Source organism: Arenibacter arenosicollis (genome assembly GCF_014397245.1).
In the GTDB taxonomy this organism is placed as follows: domain Bacteria; phylum Bacteroidota; class Bacteroidia; order Flavobacteriales; family Flavobacteriaceae; genus Arenibacter; species Arenibacter arenosicollis.
Genome location: NZ_JACLHY010000030.1, coordinates 1 through 20169, shown reverse-complemented (window position 1 = coordinate 20169; position 20169 = coordinate 1). Strand labels below are relative to the sequence as shown.

The following is a 20169-nucleotide window of genomic DNA, read 5'->3' as shown; positions in this document are numbered from 1 at the left end:
TTACTATCAAAAAAGTAAATTCCAGTATCCAGTCCTACCACTTCAACCTAATAATGGAGCGTAGAAGTCTTGCCAATTCCGTATCCTTTAAAATTCATCCACTACCTGTGGACAAAAAGTTGGAAAAGGGAAAAATTAGTAATTGGTTATTTAAATCTTAAATCGAGGGGGGTGCGTTTGTGAAAAACAAAGCAGTATTGATCAATAGACTGCTTTATGTTCTTGATAAGGCCACAAAGACAATTTGCAAACGTGGATTATCAAATTATTCAAAGTAAAAGTAAACGAAATAAATCCCAAAGACCTCTACTTTTAATTCAAAAAATTACAAAATTCAAGCATGGGGAGAATTACAGGACATAAAGGCTATACAGCATAATTCTGGACATATTTTGACGGTAGGATCCCAAAATTATCCATAAAACATTTAGAGAAATAGGCTGGACTGTTAAATCCGGTATTAAAGGCGGTTTCAGAAATATTATTCGAATTTTTGTTCAATAATTGCAGGGCTTTTTCCAAACGATAATCCTTGATAAAGGTATTGGGTGACTTCCCGGTCAGAGCAATCATTTTCCTATATAGTTGAGATTTACTGTATCCTAGGTTTTTACTAAATTCATTGGAATTGAATGCAGCATTGGTCCATTCCTTCTCCGTGTAATCCACTAATAGATTGACAAATTTTTCGTCTCCAACATTAAGGGATTTTATATTTTCATGGTCCAGTTTAATGTTACGATTCTCACTTTCATACAATTCCCTTACTTCAGGGGATATAACGATTTTTCCATGGATAATATCACAAAAGCGTTCCGCCATTTTAATGGTATCTTCAAAAATACCATCCTTCTCCGTAACAGGAACCCCTGCATGCAATCCAATATTCAATTGGAAATATTTATTGTAGTCCTTTGAAATTGCACTTAGATTGGTATAAACTTCCTGCGCACAAAGTACTGCATTGGTAACGGAATTAAAAGATAACAAAAAATGATCCGATTTTTGTTTTACAATTCTTCCTAAAAATTTCTCTATCGATGTAAGAATGACTTTGTTGAGCTGCAGGATTTCCTCTTTTAAGCCCTCTGAATCTATGCCTGAAAAGGAAACTTTTCTTAAATCAATGACCATTATGGTTCTAAACGCGGGGTCGTTAATAATATTTAATTCTGTCTTTTGTGATTTTTCGGGATCCTCTATCCTACCAAGAAACGATTCTACTATTGACCCCTCCACCTCAATAATTCTATGGGGAACTTCGCCATGTGCATGATTGTGCATATCCTGGATTGCCTTTTTATTGGGCGCCTGAATTAAACAAAAGGCCGTTCGCCTTTTTTCATCGCACCAATACGTCATACCCTTGCAACCATAAAGATGCTCTATTTTTAGGTCTTCCCGATGCATTTGTGCCACATGCGCCGCAGTGATTTCCTCGGGAATATCGTGACGATCCATGTAAATTGGCATAGTGTTATTTTTTTATACAAGTTAATGATTTTAAACAAGTTAAAATGAAATATATCCATATTCTTTAAACTAAAAATTGGGAATATTTGATAAACGTTTTTATTACATTATCTTGAAGCTCAATATAATTGACTATAAATTACTGGCCGAAGTAAGTATATGAAACCAATCCGCTGGACAGAGAAATTATATGATTATTTAAACAATGAGGAAGATGCCCGTATCTGTAAGGACATCGATGAATCAGCCTGCCAAAACACCCCAAAAAATTACTTTCTTATAATGCTGAGTAATACGCTGACAAAATTGGGCGATACATTAAGTAATCCTAAAACGGTTCTGGCGTGGGTAATGAGTTATGTGAACGCACCAATTTATTTAATTAGTTTTATAGTTCCTATCAGGGAATCGGGGTCCATGCTTCCCCAAATAGTCATTGCGAGTTATATTCGCACCAAAGAAAAACGTAAATGGGTGTATGTTCTTGGAGCAATTCTTCAATTTGCATCCATTGCCGCCATAGGTTTTGTTAGCCTATATACCCAAGGCGCAACGGCCGGGTGGCTTATCATCCTTTTCCTTGTGACCTTTAGTTTATCACGTGGATTGTGTTCGGTAGCCTCCAAGGATGTACTGGGAAAGACCATTCCCAAGACTAGGAGAGGAAAATTGAAAGGTTATACGGTGGCCGTGTCCGGGATTTTGGTATTGCTAGCCGGACTTTATATGGTCTATCAATCCAAAAGTGATGCAAGTATCACCTTTTATAGTTACACCCTTTTCTTTGCGAGTACCATGTGGTTAATATCGGCTGTTATCTATATGGGTGTCCAAGAGTTTCCTGGGGAAACCTCCGGAGGGAGGAATGGATGGAAGGAAGCAATGGAGCGTATATATTTAGTAAGAAGCGATAAAAATTTTAGACGTTTTATCATTGCTCGGTCCCTACTACTTTGCTCCGCCCTAACAGCACCCTTTTATGTGATACTGGCACAAACCTATCTGGGTAAGGAAGGCTTTCTGCTAGGGCTATTTATAATTGCAAACGGACTGGCCTCTATTTTAAGCGCGCCTGTTTGGGGAAGAATGGCCGATGTAAGCAGTAAAAATGTAATGACCTTTGCAGCGATTATTGCTGCCTTAATGGGAATAGCAATGTTTGTGCTTATAAGTTTCGTGCCCAATGCCAAAAACGCGTATTGGCTTTATCCTGTTGCTTTTTTTATATTAGGAATCGCCCACAGTGGTGTACGCTTGGGAAGAAAAACCTATATCGTAGATATAGCTAACGGAAATAAGCGGACGGATTATGTAGCAGTTAGCAATACCATTATAGGGTTTATTCTTTTGATTACGGGTGGCATAAGCGCCGCCGCTGCAATCATTTCTACAGAGGGTATCATACTGGTTCTATCTCTTTTTGGACTCGCTGGTGCTTATGTGAGTTATCAATTGCCCAATGTTGAGTAGAATTAAAATCGTTTTAGAATTGGAACTATTATAATCCAAGGCATTCATATCCCTCAACTGTTAATAGTTCATTCTCTTCAACACCCGGTGAATTCCATCATTATAGGGATAGGGTCGATTATGGAATATGGAAACTAAGCCAGCAATCTCCAAATTTGGGCCACTAAAAATGTCACCACAAGTCCCATAATTACAGGTAATATTGAAGCTACTACGGTCCTTTTTACACTTTTGGTCTCTTGATATATAGTATAAATGGTGGTAGTGCACAGATTGTGCAACAAACTGAATAACAGATTAACAGCTGACAATAATCTCTAACCTCGGCTCCACATAGATCTCCATATACAATTGCTGAATCCATTTTTTATATATCCATCGGAGCCTACTTTAAAATGTTGCTCAAAATTTTTTATCCATTTTTTTATAGGATATTTATTAAAACAAATATTACTTTTAGAAAAATATTATTCCAGAGTATTATGAAAAAATCATTGTTCACCCTAATATTAAAAAAATTAATTCTGCCAGTTCTGATTTTTGGCATGTTTACAGCCAATGCCCAGCAAAAGGTTGGTGGTCTGGCACTCTATACTGTCCGGGATAATATGGGTGCCGATGCCAAAGCCACTCTTAAGGCAGTTGCTGATGCCGGTTATAAAAATATTGAAGCAGCAGGATACAGGGATGGTAAATTTTACAATATGGCCCCAATGGAATTTAGCAATCTACTTAAAGAAGTGGGGCTAAAACCAATTAGCACACATCAGGGCGGGGTTACGCTTGAGAATGCGGATACCATGATTGCCGATGTTAAAGCGGCCGGCTTCAAGTACTTTGTAATTCCAGTACCACCCATGGGATTGAGGGACGACTATAAACAACTCGCTTCCGTTTTGAGCACCCTTGGTGAAAAATGTCACAAGGCGGGATTGGAACTTCTATACCACAATCACGATTTTGAATTCAAAAAAGGGGATGATGGTGTTGTTACCATTGATTATTTGCTGGAAAATACCGATTCAAAATATGTAAATTTTCAGATGGACCTTTATTGGGTAACCAAAGCTGGCGAGGATCCTGTGGCTTATTTCAATAAATATCCAGGTAGGTTCATAATGTGGCACGTGAAGGATATGGACGATCAAGGCAGATTTGCCCCTGTAGGTAACGGTCAAATTAATTTTTCCAAAATCCTTGCGCAAAAAAAGCTTTCCGGGATGAAGTATTACATGGTTGAGCAGGATAAAACTTTTGACATGACACCTTTGGAAGCTATAAAAATTAGTCATAAGGGCATCATCAAAATAGGATTTAAATAAGAATACGACCAATTTCAGCTGCCGATAAATATGGTGTTGATTAAAAATTGGTTTTATTATAGCCAAACGGCTGCCAGGGTCTATCCATGGCAGCCGTTTGTTTTTCTACTCTCCACCTCTATTAACACTCTCTGCAAGGCTTAATCAAGATTAAACCTTAAAAGCCGTAGGGCATTGATTACCACCAACAAGGTAGACCCTTCATGAATGGCTACAGCAATACCTATATTGGCAAATCCTAAAAGGGTGGCCGGAATTAAAAAAGCCACAACGCCCAAACTGATCCAAAGATTTTGTTTGATAATTGATTTTGATTTTCTACTCAACCCGATTACAAAAGGAACGCTTTCTATCTTGTCCGACATTAAGGCTACGTCTGCGGTTTCCAAGGCTACATCGCTCCCTGCAGCCCCCATTGCAATACCTACCGTACTGCTGGCCATTGCAGGTGCATCGTTTACGCCATCACCTACCATGGCAATTTTTACTCCCTTATTCTGAAACTCCTGAATAGCCTTTACCTTGTCTTCCGGAAGCAAATTTCCTTTGGCTTCGGTAAGTCCAATTTGTCCGGCAATGGAGTCGCCCACGTTTTGATGGTCCCCGGTCAGCATAATCATTTGTTTTATCCCTATTTCCTTTAGTCGCTCCAAGGTAGAAGCGGCACTTTTTCTGGGAAGATCCATGACACTCAACAATCCGATTATTGTTTGCTTATAACCCACCAACATAACTGTCTGCCCGTCATTGTGCCATTGGCTAATTTGATCATGGGTTTCAGATGAAATTTGGATTCCCTCCTCCTCCATCAATTGCACATTGCCAATAAAAATATAATCACCGTTATATTGTGCCTTTACCCCTTTTCCCTGAACGGCCTGCATATTGGAGGAACGGTGTTTGCTTTCAATGTCATATTTTTCTATAAGATCCTTCGTAATGGCCTTTGCCAAGGGATGATTGCTTAAACTCTCTACGTCTGCCACCATATCAAGAAACTCATTTTTATCAAATCCATTTTTGGGAAGGGCATTTGTCAATCTCGGTTTTCCTTCGGTGAGTGTCCCTGTTTTATCAAAAGCTATGGTGGTAAGGCTACCCAAATCTTCGAGGGCACGTCCCCCTTTAATGAGCACTCCTTTTTTGGCCGCCCTGGCAATGGCGCTCAATACGGCACTCGGTGTTGAAATAGCCAAGGCACATGGACTGGAAGCTACCAATACGCTAATGGCCCTATAAAGACTTTCTTTCACCGTCTCGTCTATGACCAAATAAGCAAAACACAAAACAACGACCATAACAATGACCGCAGGCACAAACCATTTCTCAAATTTTTTGGTCAGTAATTGGGTGGGTGATTTTTTGGTTTCCACCTCGCTTACCATTTTTACCAATCTGGAAATGGTAGCATCCTCATTCAATTTTAAAACTTGAATCTCCAGCATAGCATCCCCGTTAATGGTACCCGTAAAGACAAGGTGGGATTGTTCTATTTCACTAAATTCCGGAAGATCCTTGGCATTGGAAACTGCTGTTTTGTCCACAGGAATACTTTCTCCTGTTATAGGTGACTGATCTATACTACTACTCCCCTTTACAATAACTCCATCTGCCGATATTTTGGTATTTGGTTTTACCACTATTATATCGTTCAACTTCAAATCCTCTACCGGAATTTCCTTAATATCCTGCCCATTTTTCAATAATGCAGTCTTGGGGGAAAGCTCCGCTAAGGCCTTTATGGATTTAGTGGCCTTGTTCATAGCATAATGCTCCAACGCATGCCCTAAACTAAATAGGAACAATAATAAGGCACCCTCTCCCCAACTATCTATATAGGCAGCTCCCAAGGCGGCAACGAGCATTAAAAAATCAATTTCAAATTCCCCTTTCCGAATCTTGGCAATTGCCTCGAGCAGAGTAAAATATCCTCCAAAAAAGTAGGCCGCTATATAGCTCACCAATGGAGCCCAATCCGGGGCATTAAATATGGTAGACAAAACCAATCCCGTTAAAAAGAATACCCCACTTAAAATAGCAAAATAGAGTTCTGTCTTTTCACCAAAAATCCCACCATGGTCGTGTTCATGATTGTGGTCCTCACCCTTGTGATCATGCTGATCCTTCATAAATAAGTTATTTAAAAGCAAAATTAACCGTTATGCCCTTGCAATGTATGTGCATTTATTGGTTACAGTGCTCGCAAATACCCTTTACCAGCATATTTACATCTTCTGGGATGAATTTTTCCGGCAGATTTATTTGAGGAATCCGATGCTCGGTTAAGCAAGTGGTTTTATTACATTTTGTACAATGAAAATGCAAATGTAGGTCTGAGTGCCTTGCCATACCTTCATCATGATCGCAGAGTGCATATTTGGGGATTCCTGTTCCATCGTCTATTTGATGGACAATGCACTTCTCCTCAAAAGTCTTTAAAGTCCTATATAGGGTAGTCCTATCCGATTTTTCAAAATTCTCCTCCACGGTGGTAAGGCTAACCGCCGACTGCTGCAAGGCCATAAACTGATGCACCAAAATGCGCATAGCTGTAGGCCTGACACCAAATTTCTTCAGTTGTTTCTCGGTTTCCTTCATAATTTCGTTGTGCTCGTTCTAACCTTCCTAATTATTTCTTCATTTTCAATTATCGTTCCTCAATCACCAAGGTATTATTTTCTAATGTATCCTTAAAATACAAACCCTTGAAGTTTTCATAATTATAATAGAAACCCTACGCCAATTAATGATAGTTGAGTATAGTAATAAGGCACAAATAGTCCAATTCATTTGTGTAAAAGCAATTTCGGATTGAATAGTTGAAGTTATATTTTGTATTTTTAAGCTAAACCAAAAACTCATGATCAAACCAACTCTTTTCCGTTTTGCCCATCTTCAAATATTACTTTGTTTTCTCGTTTTCAATTCTGTATTAAACGCCCAAAACGAATCGTTCCTTTACGGGGATGCTATGCCGGACGCTCCAGAACTATCGGCACGTGGTACTTATAAAATTGGAGTACGAACTATGGATTTTGTCAACAAAGGACAAGCAGATGTTTTAAATTCGAAAAACGGCATAGACCCTATTTATGATCGACCATTAAAGGTTGAAGTCTGGTATCCAGCACTATTGGCCAATGGAGCAACAGAGTCTGTTACATATAACGAGGTCATGGGCACGGCCCATGATACACTACGACCTTTGACTCCCATTACTTTTAAAGGTAGGGCATCCCGCGATGCCGCCCCACTGACCACAGATGGTCCTTTTCCACTTTTAGTAGTAGCCCACGGGTATGTTGGCTCAAGATACCTTATGACCTATCTAACGGAGAATTTGGCTTCCAAAGGCTATGTTGTAGTGGCCATAGATCATACGGATTCCACATTTAAAGATGCCTCTCCCTTTCCAAGTACTTTAGTGAACCGGGCCAAGGATATTTCCTTTGTGCTAAACCAAATGGCAAATTTGGGCAAAGCTAAAGACAAAAACTTTTTATCAGGGTTGGTAGATTCTGAAAATATTGGCATCATAGGGTATTCCATGGGAGGCTATGGTGTATTAAATGTGGCGGGAGCTGGTTATAGCGATGGCCTCGTAGGTTTCTTTTCAGGAATGAGCGGTGGTAGCAAAGCCATAGCAGAGTTGGCCATGAGCAACCCAAAATTCCCAAAAGTAGACCCACGAATCAAGGCGGTTGTGGCCTTTGCTCCTTGGGGAATGGAGCGTGGGGTTTGGGATGCGGAAGGCTTAAAAGGGCTAAAAGTTCCTACCTTTTTTGTTGCAGGAAACCAAGATGACATTTCAGGCTACGAAAAAGGAATTAAGGCAATATATACAGGAGCTGTTAATGCCGACCGATATTTACTTACCTATAAAAATGCAAGGCACAACGTAGCCCCTAATCCACCCCCGATAGAATCCTTAAAACCAGGGCTCCATATAGATGAATATTATAGGTATGCAGAACCCAGCTGGGACGAAAGGAAAATTAATAATGTAAATCAACATTTCCTGACTGCCTTTTTAGGGATACACCTAAAACAAAAGGATTATTCAAAATTCTTGGAGGTTCAGGAAAATTCCAATGAAAAAGACTGGATCGGATTTAAGCCCCGATCATCAACAGGCATGGAACTGCTACATGAAAAACCTACTCCTTAAAGACTTCTTATTCGGGTACTTCCTTAACTCAATATTTATTTAACATTTTTCAAAACAATTAGGCCATGAAGCTATTTTGGACCATCCTTAAAATTCTCTTGGCCCTTTTTATGATATACGCAGGGATACAACATTTTTTAAAGCCATCCTTCTACCTTTCCTTCGTACCCTATTTTTTACCTTTTAAAATGTTGGTCATCTATTTGTCAGGAGTATTGGAAATTGTTCTAGGAGTACTGCTCCTCCTTCCCAAATACGCTAAATTGGGAGCTACCGGGATATTATGGCTTATGATCATTTTTCTTCCCATCCATATTTGGGATGTATTTTTGGACCAACCTGCCATTGGAAGCCATGAGGCTGCTATGATTCGTTTGCCGATACAATTTGTCATAATAGGCCTGGCGTGGGCTGTTCGAAAATACGCTACTTGATTGGGATTTGGATTGATATTTTAAAAAGTGGCATAAAGAAAAAATTATAACTTTGGGGTCTCAACCCTGTCCAAAATATAGTACCCTCGATCCATGCTGGAACCTGCACATCTTCACTTTAAAATATACAAGCCTTTCGAAATGCTCAGTCAATTGCATTCCAATGACGCCAAGGAGTTGCGCAACAAACGTTTCTTAACGGAGCTTCATAATTTTCCTGAAGGCATTATGCCCATCGGTCGTTTGGATGAAAAATCGGAGGGATTGCTTCTGCTAACTACAGATGGTAAACTGAGCGATCTGATCAACCGTTCGGGCGTGGAAAAGGAATATTATGTACAGTTGGATGGAGAAATAACCAATGAAGCTATAGAATTATTACAGCATGGAGTGGAAATAGGATTCCATGGCAAGAAATATACCACAAAAAACACCTCTGTTCATAGATTGTCCACCCTCCCTGTTCTACCCGACCCGGATAAAAAATTAAGAATTGGAAGGCATAGGCCCAATTCCTGGATCAGTATCACCATCACTGAGGGGAAGTTCCGTCAGGTCCGGAAAATGACTGCAGCCGTAGGATTTCCGACACTAAGATTGATCCGCATGCGGATTGGGGACATTGAGTTGACCAATTTAATCCCTGGAGAGGTAATCCCCATTCACCACCTATCTATTTAGGTATCATATATTACTACTTAAGGCAAATCAAGATTAACATAACCCAGGGCAAGTACACTTATTTCTTGACATGAAACCCTTTTATCATCAGTAAAGTCCATATCAACCCCAACTTTTTTATTCATTTCTGGTAAAGGGTACAAACCGAACTGGAAACAATTTTTTGGTAATGATCCTATCATTACTTTTAGTGACCTTTACCAAGTAGGTAACATCATCGTTTGGCCCTACTGGAATCACCATATGTCCCCCATTCTTAAGCTGATCTAACAAAGGTTTAGGTATGGATTCCGCTCCTGCCGTGACCATAATGGCATCAAAAGGGGCTTTTTCTGGCCAACCGTGATAACCATCTCCCCATTTAACAGTGACATTATCAAAACCTAAATTCTCCAATCTACTTTTGGCGGACATGGCCAAATCTTTTATTATTTCAATCGTAAAAACAGAATCCACTATTTTGCCCAGTACTCCTGCTTGGTATCCCGAGCCTGTTCCAATTTCCAAAACTTTATCAGTTGATTTTAATTGTAATGTTTGAGTCATAAACGCCACTATATAGGGTTGGGAAATGGTTTGGTCGTTGCCTATTGGCAAGGCACCATCCTTATAAGCATGGTCGACCAGGTTTTTGGGTACGAATTCATGCCGTGGCACATTCAGCATGGAATAAAGGGTTAGAGGGTCTTTGATACCCCTAGCTTGCAGTTGTGTTTTTACCATCTGCTCCCTTTTTATGAAATGATGGTTTTGGGCAATAAGTACACTCGAAAAACAAAGCGCAAGCCCATAAACGAAGAAAGATCTATAATTCATTGCTCTTGCTTTTAAAACATATCTTATTAATAATTAATAAGATATAAAATAAAACCCAAGCATTCTGCGCCCCTATGTTAAAAGAATACGCCTTTTAGATCACCCATTCTATAATAGGATCAAACCAAAATGTAGAAGTACCCAAGGTGGGACGAGCAAGACATTGTTTATCACGGCGCTGTTTCACTGAGCTTGTTAATAGGTGTGAGCATAACTTTTCGGAATTCTACTTCCGCACCTTCCGCCTGTAAGGCAATATTTCCACTACTTACTGTGGCATTGTAACCATGGTTTACCAAATCGCCATTTACCCATACCTTTATTGAGTTATTAAGGCACTCAATGGTCATGGAATTCCATTCACCCAAAGGTTTTTCCGAACCATCGGTCAAATTTTTTATTCTTCGCAATTTGCCTTCGGTAATTCCCCATTCTTCTTTAGGCCCACGTCTTTCCAACATATTGTCCGTCTCAATATCCTGTACAATACACCAAAAATCGCCGGCATTTTCATGCATCATTTGAACCTCTATAGATTTGGGAAACATTTCATATAGGGATCTAGGAGTTGAAGCAAATACCAACACACCACAATTACCAGGTTTCCCAGCAAAACGATACTCCACTTCCAACCTAAAGTCCTGATAAATGGCATCCGTAATAAGATGGCCCTGTGGTTCTCCCAAACTCACCAACATACCATCCCTTACTATAAAGGGATTTATAGCATTGGGATCATTGTCCATTTTGGGTACATCTACATGCCAACCATCCAAATCCTTTCCATTAAAAAGACTTTTGGCAGCTTGGGAGGTACAAGAAATTAAAGTAAAGAAAGTAAATATAATAACGATCGTATTTTTCATCCTGCTAGTTTTATTATTTAATGTTGGCAATATTGGTAGAATTCACAACTGTGCCCTATAAATATATCATTTTACCACGATATTCCACCTAATATAATTATCAATTGGCATTTTTAATATTGGAAAACATAGTCCGGTTCTATTACAAGTTGAGTACTCCATTCCAAATATCATTGGAATAGAAAATCCTTTTTTCTAGGAATAAGACAGTTTAAATTAAGTAATTTGCAAGCCTTATTAAACCCCTTTTGAAGTGAAAGTCTGTATTGCGGAAAAACCCAGCGTAGCTAGAGAAATTGCACAAGTTTTAGGAGCAAACACTAAGCATGATGGGTATTTTGAAGGAAATGGATATGCCGTAACTTTTACCTTTGGACATCTGTGCACTTTATTTGAGCCCAGTGACTATAAGCCTTATTGGAAAAGTTGGGATTTGAACAATTTACCCATGCTCCCCGAAAAATTTAAAACAAAAGTGGTGGACAATGCGGGAATCCAAAAACAGTTCAATATTGTAAAAAGTCTTTTTGATAAGGCGGAGGTGGTTATAAACTGCGGGGATGCCGGTCAAGAAGGAGAACTTATTCAACGTTGGGTAATGCATCAGGCCAACTATAAGGGAGAAGTAAAGCGCTTGTGGATCTCTTCCTTAACAACCGAGGCCATAAAAGAAGGGTTTACTAAATTAAAGTCCTCCCAAGATTATGACAATCTCTATTATGCTGGCTTTTCCCGTGCCATAGGGGATTGGCTTTTAGGGATGAATGCCACGCGCCTTTATACGGTAAAACACGGCGGCTATAAACAGATGTTGTCCATAGGTCGGGTACAAACCCCCACCTTGGCCATGGTGGTAAATAGGTATTTGGAAATAGAAAACTTTAAGCCCCAACCCTATTGGGAATTGCAAACCCTATACAGGGATACGGTCTTTAATTATGAGGAAGGCCGATTTTTAAAAATGGAGGAAGGGGAAATCCTGGCCAAGCAGGTTAAGGAACACGATTTTGAAATTGTCTCCATTGCCAAAAAGAAAGGTAAGGAATATGCTCCCAAACTATTTGATCTAACGGGCCTACAAGTATATTGCAACACTAAATTTGGTTTTACAGCGGATGAAACACTGAAGATCGTCCAAAAATTATACGAACAAAAAGTGGTTACCTATCCTAGGGTGGACACCACTTTTTTACCCAATGACGTATATCCCAAGGTATCAGGAATACTTCGGAATCTAAGTAATTATGAGCCTTTGACCTCGCCCCTGTTGGCCAAAAAAATCAGAAAATCAACAAAGGTTTTCAATGATAAAAAAGTAACGGACCACCATGCCATTATTCCTACTGGGGTTGAGATAAAACTAGGGGTGGCCCAACAACAGGTATACGATAGTATTGTTCGGAGATTTATCGCCGTATTCTATGATGATTGTGAAGTTTCCAACACAACGGTAACAGGAAAGACTGCCGATATCCCATTTAAAACTACGGGCAAGGAGATACTCAAGAAAGGCTGGCGTGTTATTTTTGAGACGGCCAATTCCAAAGAAAAAAAGTTACCCGGTATATTACCAAATTTTGTGAAAGGTGAAAAAGGTCCCCATGAGCCTTCATTTTTGGAAAAACAGACCAAGCCTCCAAAACAATTTACCGAAGCTACTTTACTAAGGGCAATGGAAACGGCCGGCAAACAGGTTGACGATGAGGAAATGCGTGAATTTATGAAAGAAAACGGCATAGGAAGACCATCAACTAGAGCCAATATTATTGAGACCTTATTTAGGCGTAAGTACATAGAAAGAAATAAAAAGCAAGTACTGGCTACCCAAACAGGCATCCAATTGATCAATACGATTCAAAACGAATTGCTGAAATCTGCGGAACTAACAGGTTTATGGGAAAAGCAGTTGAAAGATATTGAAAAAGGCAATTTTAGTGCTGCATTGTTCATCAATAATATGAAAAAAATGGTGGACGAATTGGTTTACGAAGTAAGGAGTGAAACAAAGCGTGCCAATATCTCCAATGTCATTGCCGACCAAAAGAAAGAAACCCCAAAACCAAAAAAAAGTTCAAAAGGCATTACGGATGAAACCTGCCCAAAATGCAAGAATGGGAATCTTATACAAGGGAAGTCGGCCTATGGCTGCAGTGGGTACAAAAATGGCTGTGATTTTATACTTCCATTTGTTGTTCACCATAAAAAAATCTCTGAAAAGCAGCTGATGAGGTTGCTTCAAAAAGGTTGTACCGTAAATTTAAAAGGGTTTGATTGCGAAGGGGTTAAGGATGTTGAAGGTCTCGTACGCTTTGATGAAAATTATAGGCTGATTCTGGAACCTAAGAAAAAGGCGAATACCGATAGCCCAAGTTGTCCCAAATGCAAAAATGGAATGATTGTAAAAGGAAAAACCTCATACGGTTGCAGCGAGCACCGAAACGGTTGCGATTTCAGGTTCACCTTTGAGGAGGTAAAAGCCAAAGCTGCCGATAGACCTTTGACCAAAGCCCTAGTTCTTAATATCTTGAATGGCAATCATAAGCAAGCATAACAAAACTACTAGCCCATATTAGCCATAGTCTTTTATATCTTTTAAAGAAAATTGGTGTATAAAAAGCAAAAGACCGTCCCAAATTAGACGGCCTTTGTAATTCAATAGCATTATCCACTAGTAGTGAAAATGCTGTTTTATTTAAGCTTTATAAAATAGCTACCAATTCCAACTCAAAGGTAAGGTCCTGTCCTGCCAAAACGTGATTGGCATCAATAACAATACTTTCCTCCTTAACATCTGTAACTCGCAATTGGTTTTCTGTACCGTCCGGATTTTTTGCAACCAACATCATTCCTATTTCAGGTTTAATGTCTTCAGGAAGCTCCGCTTTCTTAATTTCATGAAACAATTCCTCCATAATATCTCCGTAAGCTTCTTCCTTGGGCACGGTAATCGTTTTCTTTTCATTGACCTCCATATTCACCAATTCCTTTTCAAAACCTGGAATAAGTTGGCCTTGTCCCAAAGTAACTTCGATTGGCTCTCTTTCCAAAGAACTGTCGAATATTTGACCGGTTTTTAATTTTCCAGTGTAATGTACTTTTACCTTGTCATTTTCCTTAACTCTACTCATAAAATTCAGTATCTCTAATTTTTAATCTGACTATTAAAGTGCAAACCTATGGGATATAGATTTTTTAGAAGAATAGATTGTCCTAAAACCGCTAAAATTTACAATATCTTAACACTTTTTCTTTAAAATCATGTGTTTTCAACAATATACAGTGGGTGGTTTACTCCAAAATGGCCTGATATACCAAACTTCTCAACTTAGCGTGATCGTCAATTCCGTTGGTAGGTATTAGTTGTTTAAAATATACTACAACCAGGTCCTCCACGGGGTCTGCCCAATAAGTAGATCCATAAGCTCCTCCCCACTCAAAAGTACTGACAGAACCAGGTTCTCCCCTTTCCCCCACGTTTTTGGTAATGGAGAAGCCAAGTCCAAAACCTGAACCCTTTCTACTGCCATAGGGAATGCCACGAACATCAACATGATCTGCAATCATTAATTCAACGGTTTTTGGGGATATAATCCTCTGCCCGTTAAACTCACCTCCATTCAACATCATTTGTAAGAATTTGGCATAGTCCATGGCCGTAGAAAGTAGACCGGCGCCACCGGAAAAACTTTTACGGGGTCCCTTAACATAATGACCTTGACCAATTCCCAAGCCGGGATCGGGAGATCTTTCCAGAGGCTTGCCTTCATAGGCCATATAGGAAGTAGCTAGTCTTTCAGTTTTATTTTTAGGCAAATAGAAATGAGTATCCACCATTCCTATCGGATCCAAGATCCTTTCCTTTATAAATGCATCCAGTGATTTTCCAGAGGCTTTTTCTACAATTACCCCAAGGATATCCGTATTGTAACCATATACAAACTTTTCTCCAGGCTGGGCATCCATTGGCAATTTTGCCATACGCGCAACAGTTTCGGCAATAGGTTCGTTTCGGTCTGCAAAATACCAGTTCTGTATACCGGCCTCTTCCCATTCCTTTTTTGCAGGTCCATGTCCATATCCAATACCAGCAGTATGGGTCAACAAATCCCTTATGGTTATGGAGCGATTTGCTTTTACCACATCATATCCCCCGTCATCACGTATTTTGGCAACAGTAGTTTCTTTCCATTCTGGTAAATATTTTCCAATTGGATCTGCTATCAAAAGTTTTCCTTCTTCCTGTAATATCATTGCAGCTACGCTAACTATGGCCTTCGTTTGTGAAGCTATCCTAAATATGGCGTCATTGCCCATCTTTTTCCCGGTCTCCAAATCACTCGCCCCAAAGGCATGCTGATAAATTACTTTGCCCTTTCTCGCAATGAGGGCCACATTTCCGGCCATTTTACCCTCTTTTACATACTGTTCAAGTGTGGCAGATAATCTGTCCAAGCGTTCTGATGACATCCCTACTTCCTCCGGAAGTGCTGTAGATAGGTCTTGAGCATGTGTAAAGGATATCCATAACAGACAGCCTAATAAAAAAATGTAAGCTTTAAATAATTTTACCATTGTACTTTAAAATTTGATTTGTTATCCTTTTTTACGAATCTTAAAAGTTATTGCTTTTTTTGGTTATACAAAACAGTAAATGGTTTTCGATTATTTTTTATCTAGAAAAGTAAGATCAAAGTACATAGAAGAAAATATAAATATGACTTATATCTTCGGAATACCATCAAATTTCAAAAAAAGTTGTTGTATTGACTACTATAGCATTTGATGGAATTTATATCCATCAACGATAGCCCCCGTTAAGAACAAAATTGAAAGTTTGGCTTGGGGAATCTATAAACGGGGCTCATTTACCCAAATTATGGCAAAAAACAAGGGTAGTACATAAATCCATACAAAGTTGAATTTATCTGCACTACCCTAAATATTATATAGGTGCGCAATTCCATTTTAGGAATTGACTTAGAAACTAGATTTTCTTTACGCGAACGGCATTCATACCTTTCTGACCTTTTTCAAGCTCAAAGGAAACCTTATCATTTTCCGCGATTTCATCAATCAGCCCACTAACGTGGGTAAAATATTTCTCTTGATTTTCGGTATCTATGATAAATCCAAAACCTTTTGAAGTATCAAAAAAGGATACTTTCCCATTTCTAACAGGGTCGAATTCCTCTACATCACTATCATCCCTTTTTGGAACACCAATTTCTATGGTAGAGGCATCAACTTTTATTTTTTTGGATGGATCTGGTGGGGTATCCGTTAAATTCCCATCATGATCAACGTAGGCAAATTGGATACCTGGCCCATTTTCCTTCGACTCCAATTTACGAGCCTCTTTTTTCTTTTGCTTTTCCTCACGCTTTTTCAGGCGCTTCTTTTCCTTTTCACTTTTACTATAAGTTTGTTGCGATTTTGCCATTGTTTTTTTTAAAGTTATAAATTGTAAATCTCGTTTGAGCAGCGGTTGAAATACTAAACGAGTGTTGAAAAAGAAAAATGAATCTAATTTTATTTACCCAAGGATTTAGTAGCAGCAATGGTGATTACAGGTCAAAGCGCAACTCTTAAAACTACAGCAAATATAAGGCTAGTATTTTAATTTATTTAATTTCGTCCTGCAATTTTTTATCCCTTTCACATAAAAACACACATGATTTTCAGGATTTTGGGATTATAAACAAGAAATTTCACCTAATGTTTTATTCTGTCATTAAAATTAGCTGGCCAAAACCACATTGTACTAGCTGTTAATGGCTTGGATGACTTAACCCCAACTCTTTCAGCAGGTAATTACTGCATTCCTATTTTTCTCAAAATTAAGCTATTAGCTCACTTTTTAGTAATTTTTCTTACATCTTGACCTAAAATTCCTTAACTTCTATGCTTATAAACTCAAAAAACTCATATATGAAAAAGTATTACTTTATTGCTTTGATTTTCATTTATGGGATGGTTGGTTTTACCAACGCCCAAGTAACGGGATCAGTTGTGGATGAAGAAGGCACTCCGTTGCCCGGTGCATCTATCGTAATTAAAGGAACCACTACAGGTGCTACCACGGATTTTGATGGGAATTTCACCATTGAGGCCACAATGGGCGACATTTTAGTGGTTTCCTATATTGGATTCCAAACCTTACAAGTTACAGTCAACAGTACCAACATGGCCATTCGACTTACGTCTGGTGTGGCATTGTCAGAAGTAATTATTGTTGGTTCGCGTAATCCAAACAGAACGGCTACAGAGAGCACTGTTCCTGTAGATGTTATAGACATGAAGGAACTTAACAATATGGCCCCCCAGGTAAATTTAAACCAGATATTGAATTATGTGGCTCCTTCCTTTACCTCAAATACCCAGACCATATCGGATGGTACAGATCATATTGATCCAGCTTCGCTTAGAGGATTAGGTCCAGATCAAGTATTGGTCTTAATTAATGGTAAAAGAAGACACACCTCCTCTTTAATAAACGTAAACGGGACTTTTGGTAGAGGAAGTGTTGGTACCGATTTAAATGCGATACCTGCAGCTGCTATCCAACGTATTGAAGTATTACGCGATGGTGCCGCAGCACAATATGGTTCGGATGCCATTGCCGGGGTTATCAATATTGTATTGAACAAAAGTGTAAACGAACTTACCACCACAGTTACTACAGGTGCCAATTTCACTAAAAACGCCAATGACCAAACCGGGGGTGTGGACGGTGAAACCACCAATATTTCGGCCAGTTACGGTATTCCACTTGGAGATAATGGGGGATTTATAAATCTTTCTGGGGATTTCGACGTTCGTCAAGAGTATAGCCGAATGAAAGAATGGGAAGGTTCTATATTTAATTTGTACAATACCGTTGAAAGAGTAGCTGGTTCAGACGGATACGACATCTCTAATTTATTGGATGATGATGTAGCCGATGTAATCCAATACACCGATCAGGCTGGAATTGACCGGAATGGAGCAACCACCAAGGAAGATTTGAGAACAATTCTTGGTGCGGATGCAACTACTGCGGAATTGGCGGCCCGAGGGCAACAAAGAAGCGACTACAATATGCGGGTAGGACAGTCTGCCTTGCGTGGGGGCCGATTATTTGCAAATTTCTCATTGCCCCTGGATGATATCGGCACTACCCTATACTCTTTTGCAGGAATTAGCTCGAGAACTGGTAATTCAGCAGGATTTTATAGGTTACCTAACCAAAGTAGAACATATACGCCCGCCTACGTTAACGGTTTTCTTCCTGAAATAAACTCCAATATAAAGGATCAGTCCATTGCCATAGGAATCAAAGGGTTGGTTGGGGATTGGAGTGTTGACTTGAGCAATTCCTATGGTAAAAACTCATTTTTGTATACTATAGGGAACACCTTTAATGCCTCCATGCAAAATGCCTCCCCAACATTTTTTGATGCTGGTGGATTTTCTTTCCTTCAAAATACCTCCAACCTGGATATTACGCAATTCTTTGACGATGTTATGTCTGGTTTAAATATTGCGTTCGGAGCGGAGTATAGAGTAGAAAACTATAATATTGTTGCTGGAGAAGAAGCTTCTTATGCCCAATATACTGCCAACGGTCAACGTATAACTCTAGCCTCCCAACAACCTTCACAAGATTTCTTTGGAAATTCCAGACCTGGTGGTTCTCAAGTTTTTCCAGGATTTGCCCCTTCAAATGAATTGTCGAGAGGACGAAGCAGTGTAGCTGGATATTTTGATGTAGAAGCTGATTTTTCAGAAGCCTTTTTGGCAAGTTTCGCTACTCGGTATGAAAATTACAGCGATTTCGGAGGCACCATCAATTTTAAATTGGCTGGAAGATTAAGGGCTACCGATAATATAAATATTCGTGCAGCATTAAACACAGGCTTTAGGGCTCCTTCCTTACACCAAATCAACTTTAATTCCACCTCGACCATATTTGACAACCAGGGCAACCCACAGGAAGTAGGTACTTTTGCTAATGACAGTAGGGCAGCCAAACTCTTGGGTATTCCGCAATTAAAGGAAGAAACATCGTCAAGTGTTAGTTTGGGGCTTACGGCCAAAATACCGGACGCTAATATCACTTTGACAGTGGATGGTTATTTTGTAAAAATCAACGACCGCGTAGTATATACCGGTCAGTTTTCCGGACCAGGCACAGGAACTGAATTGGATAATCTGTTAAGACAAGCCAATGCTACCGCAGCCTCATTCTTCGCCAATGCCATTGATACAGAATCTAAAGGCTTGGATGTGGTGGTAACCCACAAAACGGACTTAGGCACTAATTGGAGACTCAAGTCGGACTTAGCTGGCACATTCTCTAAAACCAAAAAAGTAGGTGATATAAATGCATCTGACGTATTAAGGAATGCAGGATTGGTAGGTACATACTTTCCGGAGGATAGTAGGGTTTATTTGGAACAAGCCGTTCCCAGAACTAAAATAAACCTTTCCAACAGCCTTACCTCCGATAAATTTATCATTTTTCTAAGAAATGTATATTTTGGAGAGGTTACCGAAGCTACCACCACTTTAGCCAATCAGCAGGTATTCAGCAACAAGCTCGTAACCGATCTTTCCGTAGGTTATAAAGCAACGGATGCCCTAACCTTTACCCTTGGAGCAAATAATCTGTTCGATATTTATCCAGACAGAGCCAAGGATGAATTTGGTAATCGTAGCGACGGCCGTTTCGATTGGTCCCGTAGGGCACAACAATTTGGAATCGGAGGTAGGTTTCTTTTTGCAAGAGTGAATTTTACGCTTAAATAGACCTAATCGGAATAAGTATCTGAGTCGTCCTAAAATAGGTTGACGGTTTTTAAAGAATATATATTAGACCTGTGAAGTTAACTTCACAGGTTTTTTGTTATGTATAAAATTAGGTGTTTTATAATTAAGGCTCAAATGTGGTCTTCTGTTGT

The 20169-nt window shown here is 39.3% G+C and carries 15 protein-coding genes and 1 pseudogene; 7 read left to right on the top strand and 9 right to left on the bottom strand.

Annotated elements, in window-relative coordinates:
* Positions 1 to 366 precede the first annotated feature (366 nt).
* Positions 367 to 1473 (bottom strand): nickel-binding protein, encoded by a 1107-nt coding sequence (locus tag H4O18_RS19700; protein ID WP_187587860.1) that lies wholly within the window; start codon positions 1471 to 1473, stop codon positions 367 to 369.
* A gap of 159 nt (positions 1474 to 1632) precedes the next feature.
* Between H4O18_RS19700 and H4O18_RS19695 the strand changes: the two genes are divergently transcribed.
* Entirely contained in the window at positions 1633 to 2943 is a 1311-nt protein-coding gene (locus H4O18_RS19695) for an MFS transporter (protein ID WP_187587858.1), read from the top strand.
* Between the two features lie 134 nt (positions 2944 to 3077).
* Here H4O18_RS19695 and H4O18_RS22305 read toward each other — a convergent pair.
* Positions 3078 to 3257, bottom strand: a pseudogene (locus tag H4O18_RS22305) (hypothetical protein); the annotation flags it as partial.
* 168 nt (positions 3258 to 3425) lie between these two features.
* Here H4O18_RS22305 and H4O18_RS19690 point away from each other — a divergent pair.
* Complete coding sequence (locus tag H4O18_RS19690; protein ID WP_187587856.1) at positions 3426 to 4265, top strand: sugar phosphate isomerase/epimerase family protein; 840 nt, start codon at positions 3426 to 3428, stop codon at positions 4263 to 4265.
* A 140-nt stretch (positions 4266 to 4405) separates the two neighbouring features.
* On the opposite strand, the gene H4O18_RS19685 is transcribed toward H4O18_RS19690, so the two are convergent.
* Together H4O18_RS19685 and H4O18_RS19680 are read right to left on the bottom strand one after the other, a co-directional pair.
* Entirely contained in the window at positions 4406 to 6394 is a 1989-nt protein-coding gene (locus H4O18_RS19685; protein WP_187587854.1) for a heavy metal translocating P-type ATPase, read from the bottom strand.
* A 55-nt stretch (positions 6395 to 6449) separates the two neighbouring features.
* Positions 6450 to 6863 (bottom strand): Fur family transcriptional regulator, encoded by a 414-nt coding sequence (locus tag H4O18_RS19680; RefSeq protein WP_187587852.1) that lies wholly within the window; start codon positions 6861 to 6863, stop codon positions 6450 to 6452.
* 262 nt (positions 6864 to 7125) lie between these two features.
* On the opposite strand from H4O18_RS19680, the gene H4O18_RS19675 reads away from it, so the two are divergent.
* The 3 genes from H4O18_RS19675 to H4O18_RS19665 all read left to right on the top strand — a co-directional run bounded on the left by H4O18_RS19675 (position 7126) and on the right by H4O18_RS19665 (position 9548).
* Positions 7126 to 8433, top strand: a complete 1308-nt coding sequence (locus tag H4O18_RS19675; protein ID WP_187587850.1) for an alpha/beta hydrolase family protein — start codon at positions 7126 to 7128, stop codon at positions 8431 to 8433.
* 65 nt (positions 8434 to 8498) lie between these two features.
* Complete coding sequence (locus tag H4O18_RS19670; protein WP_187587848.1) at positions 8499 to 8867, top strand: DoxX family protein; 369 nt, start codon at positions 8499 to 8501, stop codon at positions 8865 to 8867.
* Between the two features lie 93 nt (positions 8868 to 8960).
* A complete protein-coding gene (locus H4O18_RS19665; RefSeq protein WP_187587846.1) occupies positions 8961 to 9548 on the top strand; it encodes a pseudouridine synthase in 588 nt (195 codons plus the stop codon).
* A gap of 117 nt (positions 9549 to 9665) precedes the next feature.
* Here H4O18_RS19665 and H4O18_RS19660 read toward each other — a convergent pair whose 3' ends face one another.
* Together H4O18_RS19660 and H4O18_RS19655 are read right to left on the bottom strand one after the other, a co-directional pair.
* Positions 9666 to 10364: a protein-L-isoaspartate(D-aspartate) O-methyltransferase gene (locus tag H4O18_RS19660; protein WP_187587844.1), complete on the bottom strand. Its 699-nt coding sequence runs from the start codon at positions 10362 to 10364 to the stop codon at positions 9666 to 9668.
* 170 nt (positions 10365 to 10534) lie between these two features.
* Positions 10535 to 11230: a 3-keto-disaccharide hydrolase gene (locus H4O18_RS19655; protein ID WP_187587842.1), complete on the bottom strand. Its 696-nt coding sequence runs from the start codon at positions 11228 to 11230 to the stop codon at positions 10535 to 10537.
* Between the two features lie 253 nt (positions 11231 to 11483).
* On the opposite strand from H4O18_RS19655, the gene H4O18_RS19650 reads away from it, so the two are divergent.
* Positions 11484 to 13781, top strand: a complete 2298-nt coding sequence (locus H4O18_RS19650; RefSeq protein WP_187587840.1) for a DNA topoisomerase 3 — start codon at positions 11484 to 11486, stop codon at positions 13779 to 13781.
* A gap of 148 nt (positions 13782 to 13929) precedes the next feature.
* Here H4O18_RS19650 and H4O18_RS19645 read toward each other — a convergent pair whose 3' ends face one another.
* The 3 genes from H4O18_RS19645 to H4O18_RS19635 form a co-directional block, all read right to left on the bottom strand.
* Complete coding sequence (locus tag H4O18_RS19645) at positions 13930 to 14358, bottom strand: FKBP-type peptidyl-prolyl cis-trans isomerase (RefSeq protein WP_187587838.1); 429 nt, start codon at positions 14356 to 14358, stop codon at positions 13930 to 13932.
* Positions 14359 to 14518: 160 nt separating this feature from the next.
* Positions 14519 to 15802, bottom strand: a complete 1284-nt coding sequence (locus H4O18_RS19640; protein WP_187587836.1) for a serine hydrolase domain-containing protein — start codon at positions 15800 to 15802, stop codon at positions 14519 to 14521.
* A gap of 412 nt (positions 15803 to 16214) precedes the next feature.
* On the bottom strand, positions 16215 to 16670 hold the full coding sequence (locus H4O18_RS19635; protein ID WP_187587834.1) for a cold-shock protein: 456 nt from the start codon (positions 16668 to 16670) through the stop codon (positions 16215 to 16217).
* A 488-nt stretch (positions 16671 to 17158) separates the two neighbouring features.
* On the opposite strand from H4O18_RS19635, the gene H4O18_RS19630 reads away from it, so the two are divergent.
* On the top strand, positions 17159 to 20017 hold the full coding sequence (locus tag H4O18_RS19630; RefSeq protein ID WP_187587832.1) for a TonB-dependent receptor: 2859 nt from the start codon (positions 17159 to 17161) through the stop codon (positions 20015 to 20017).
* Positions 20018 to 20169 lie beyond the last annotated feature (152 nt).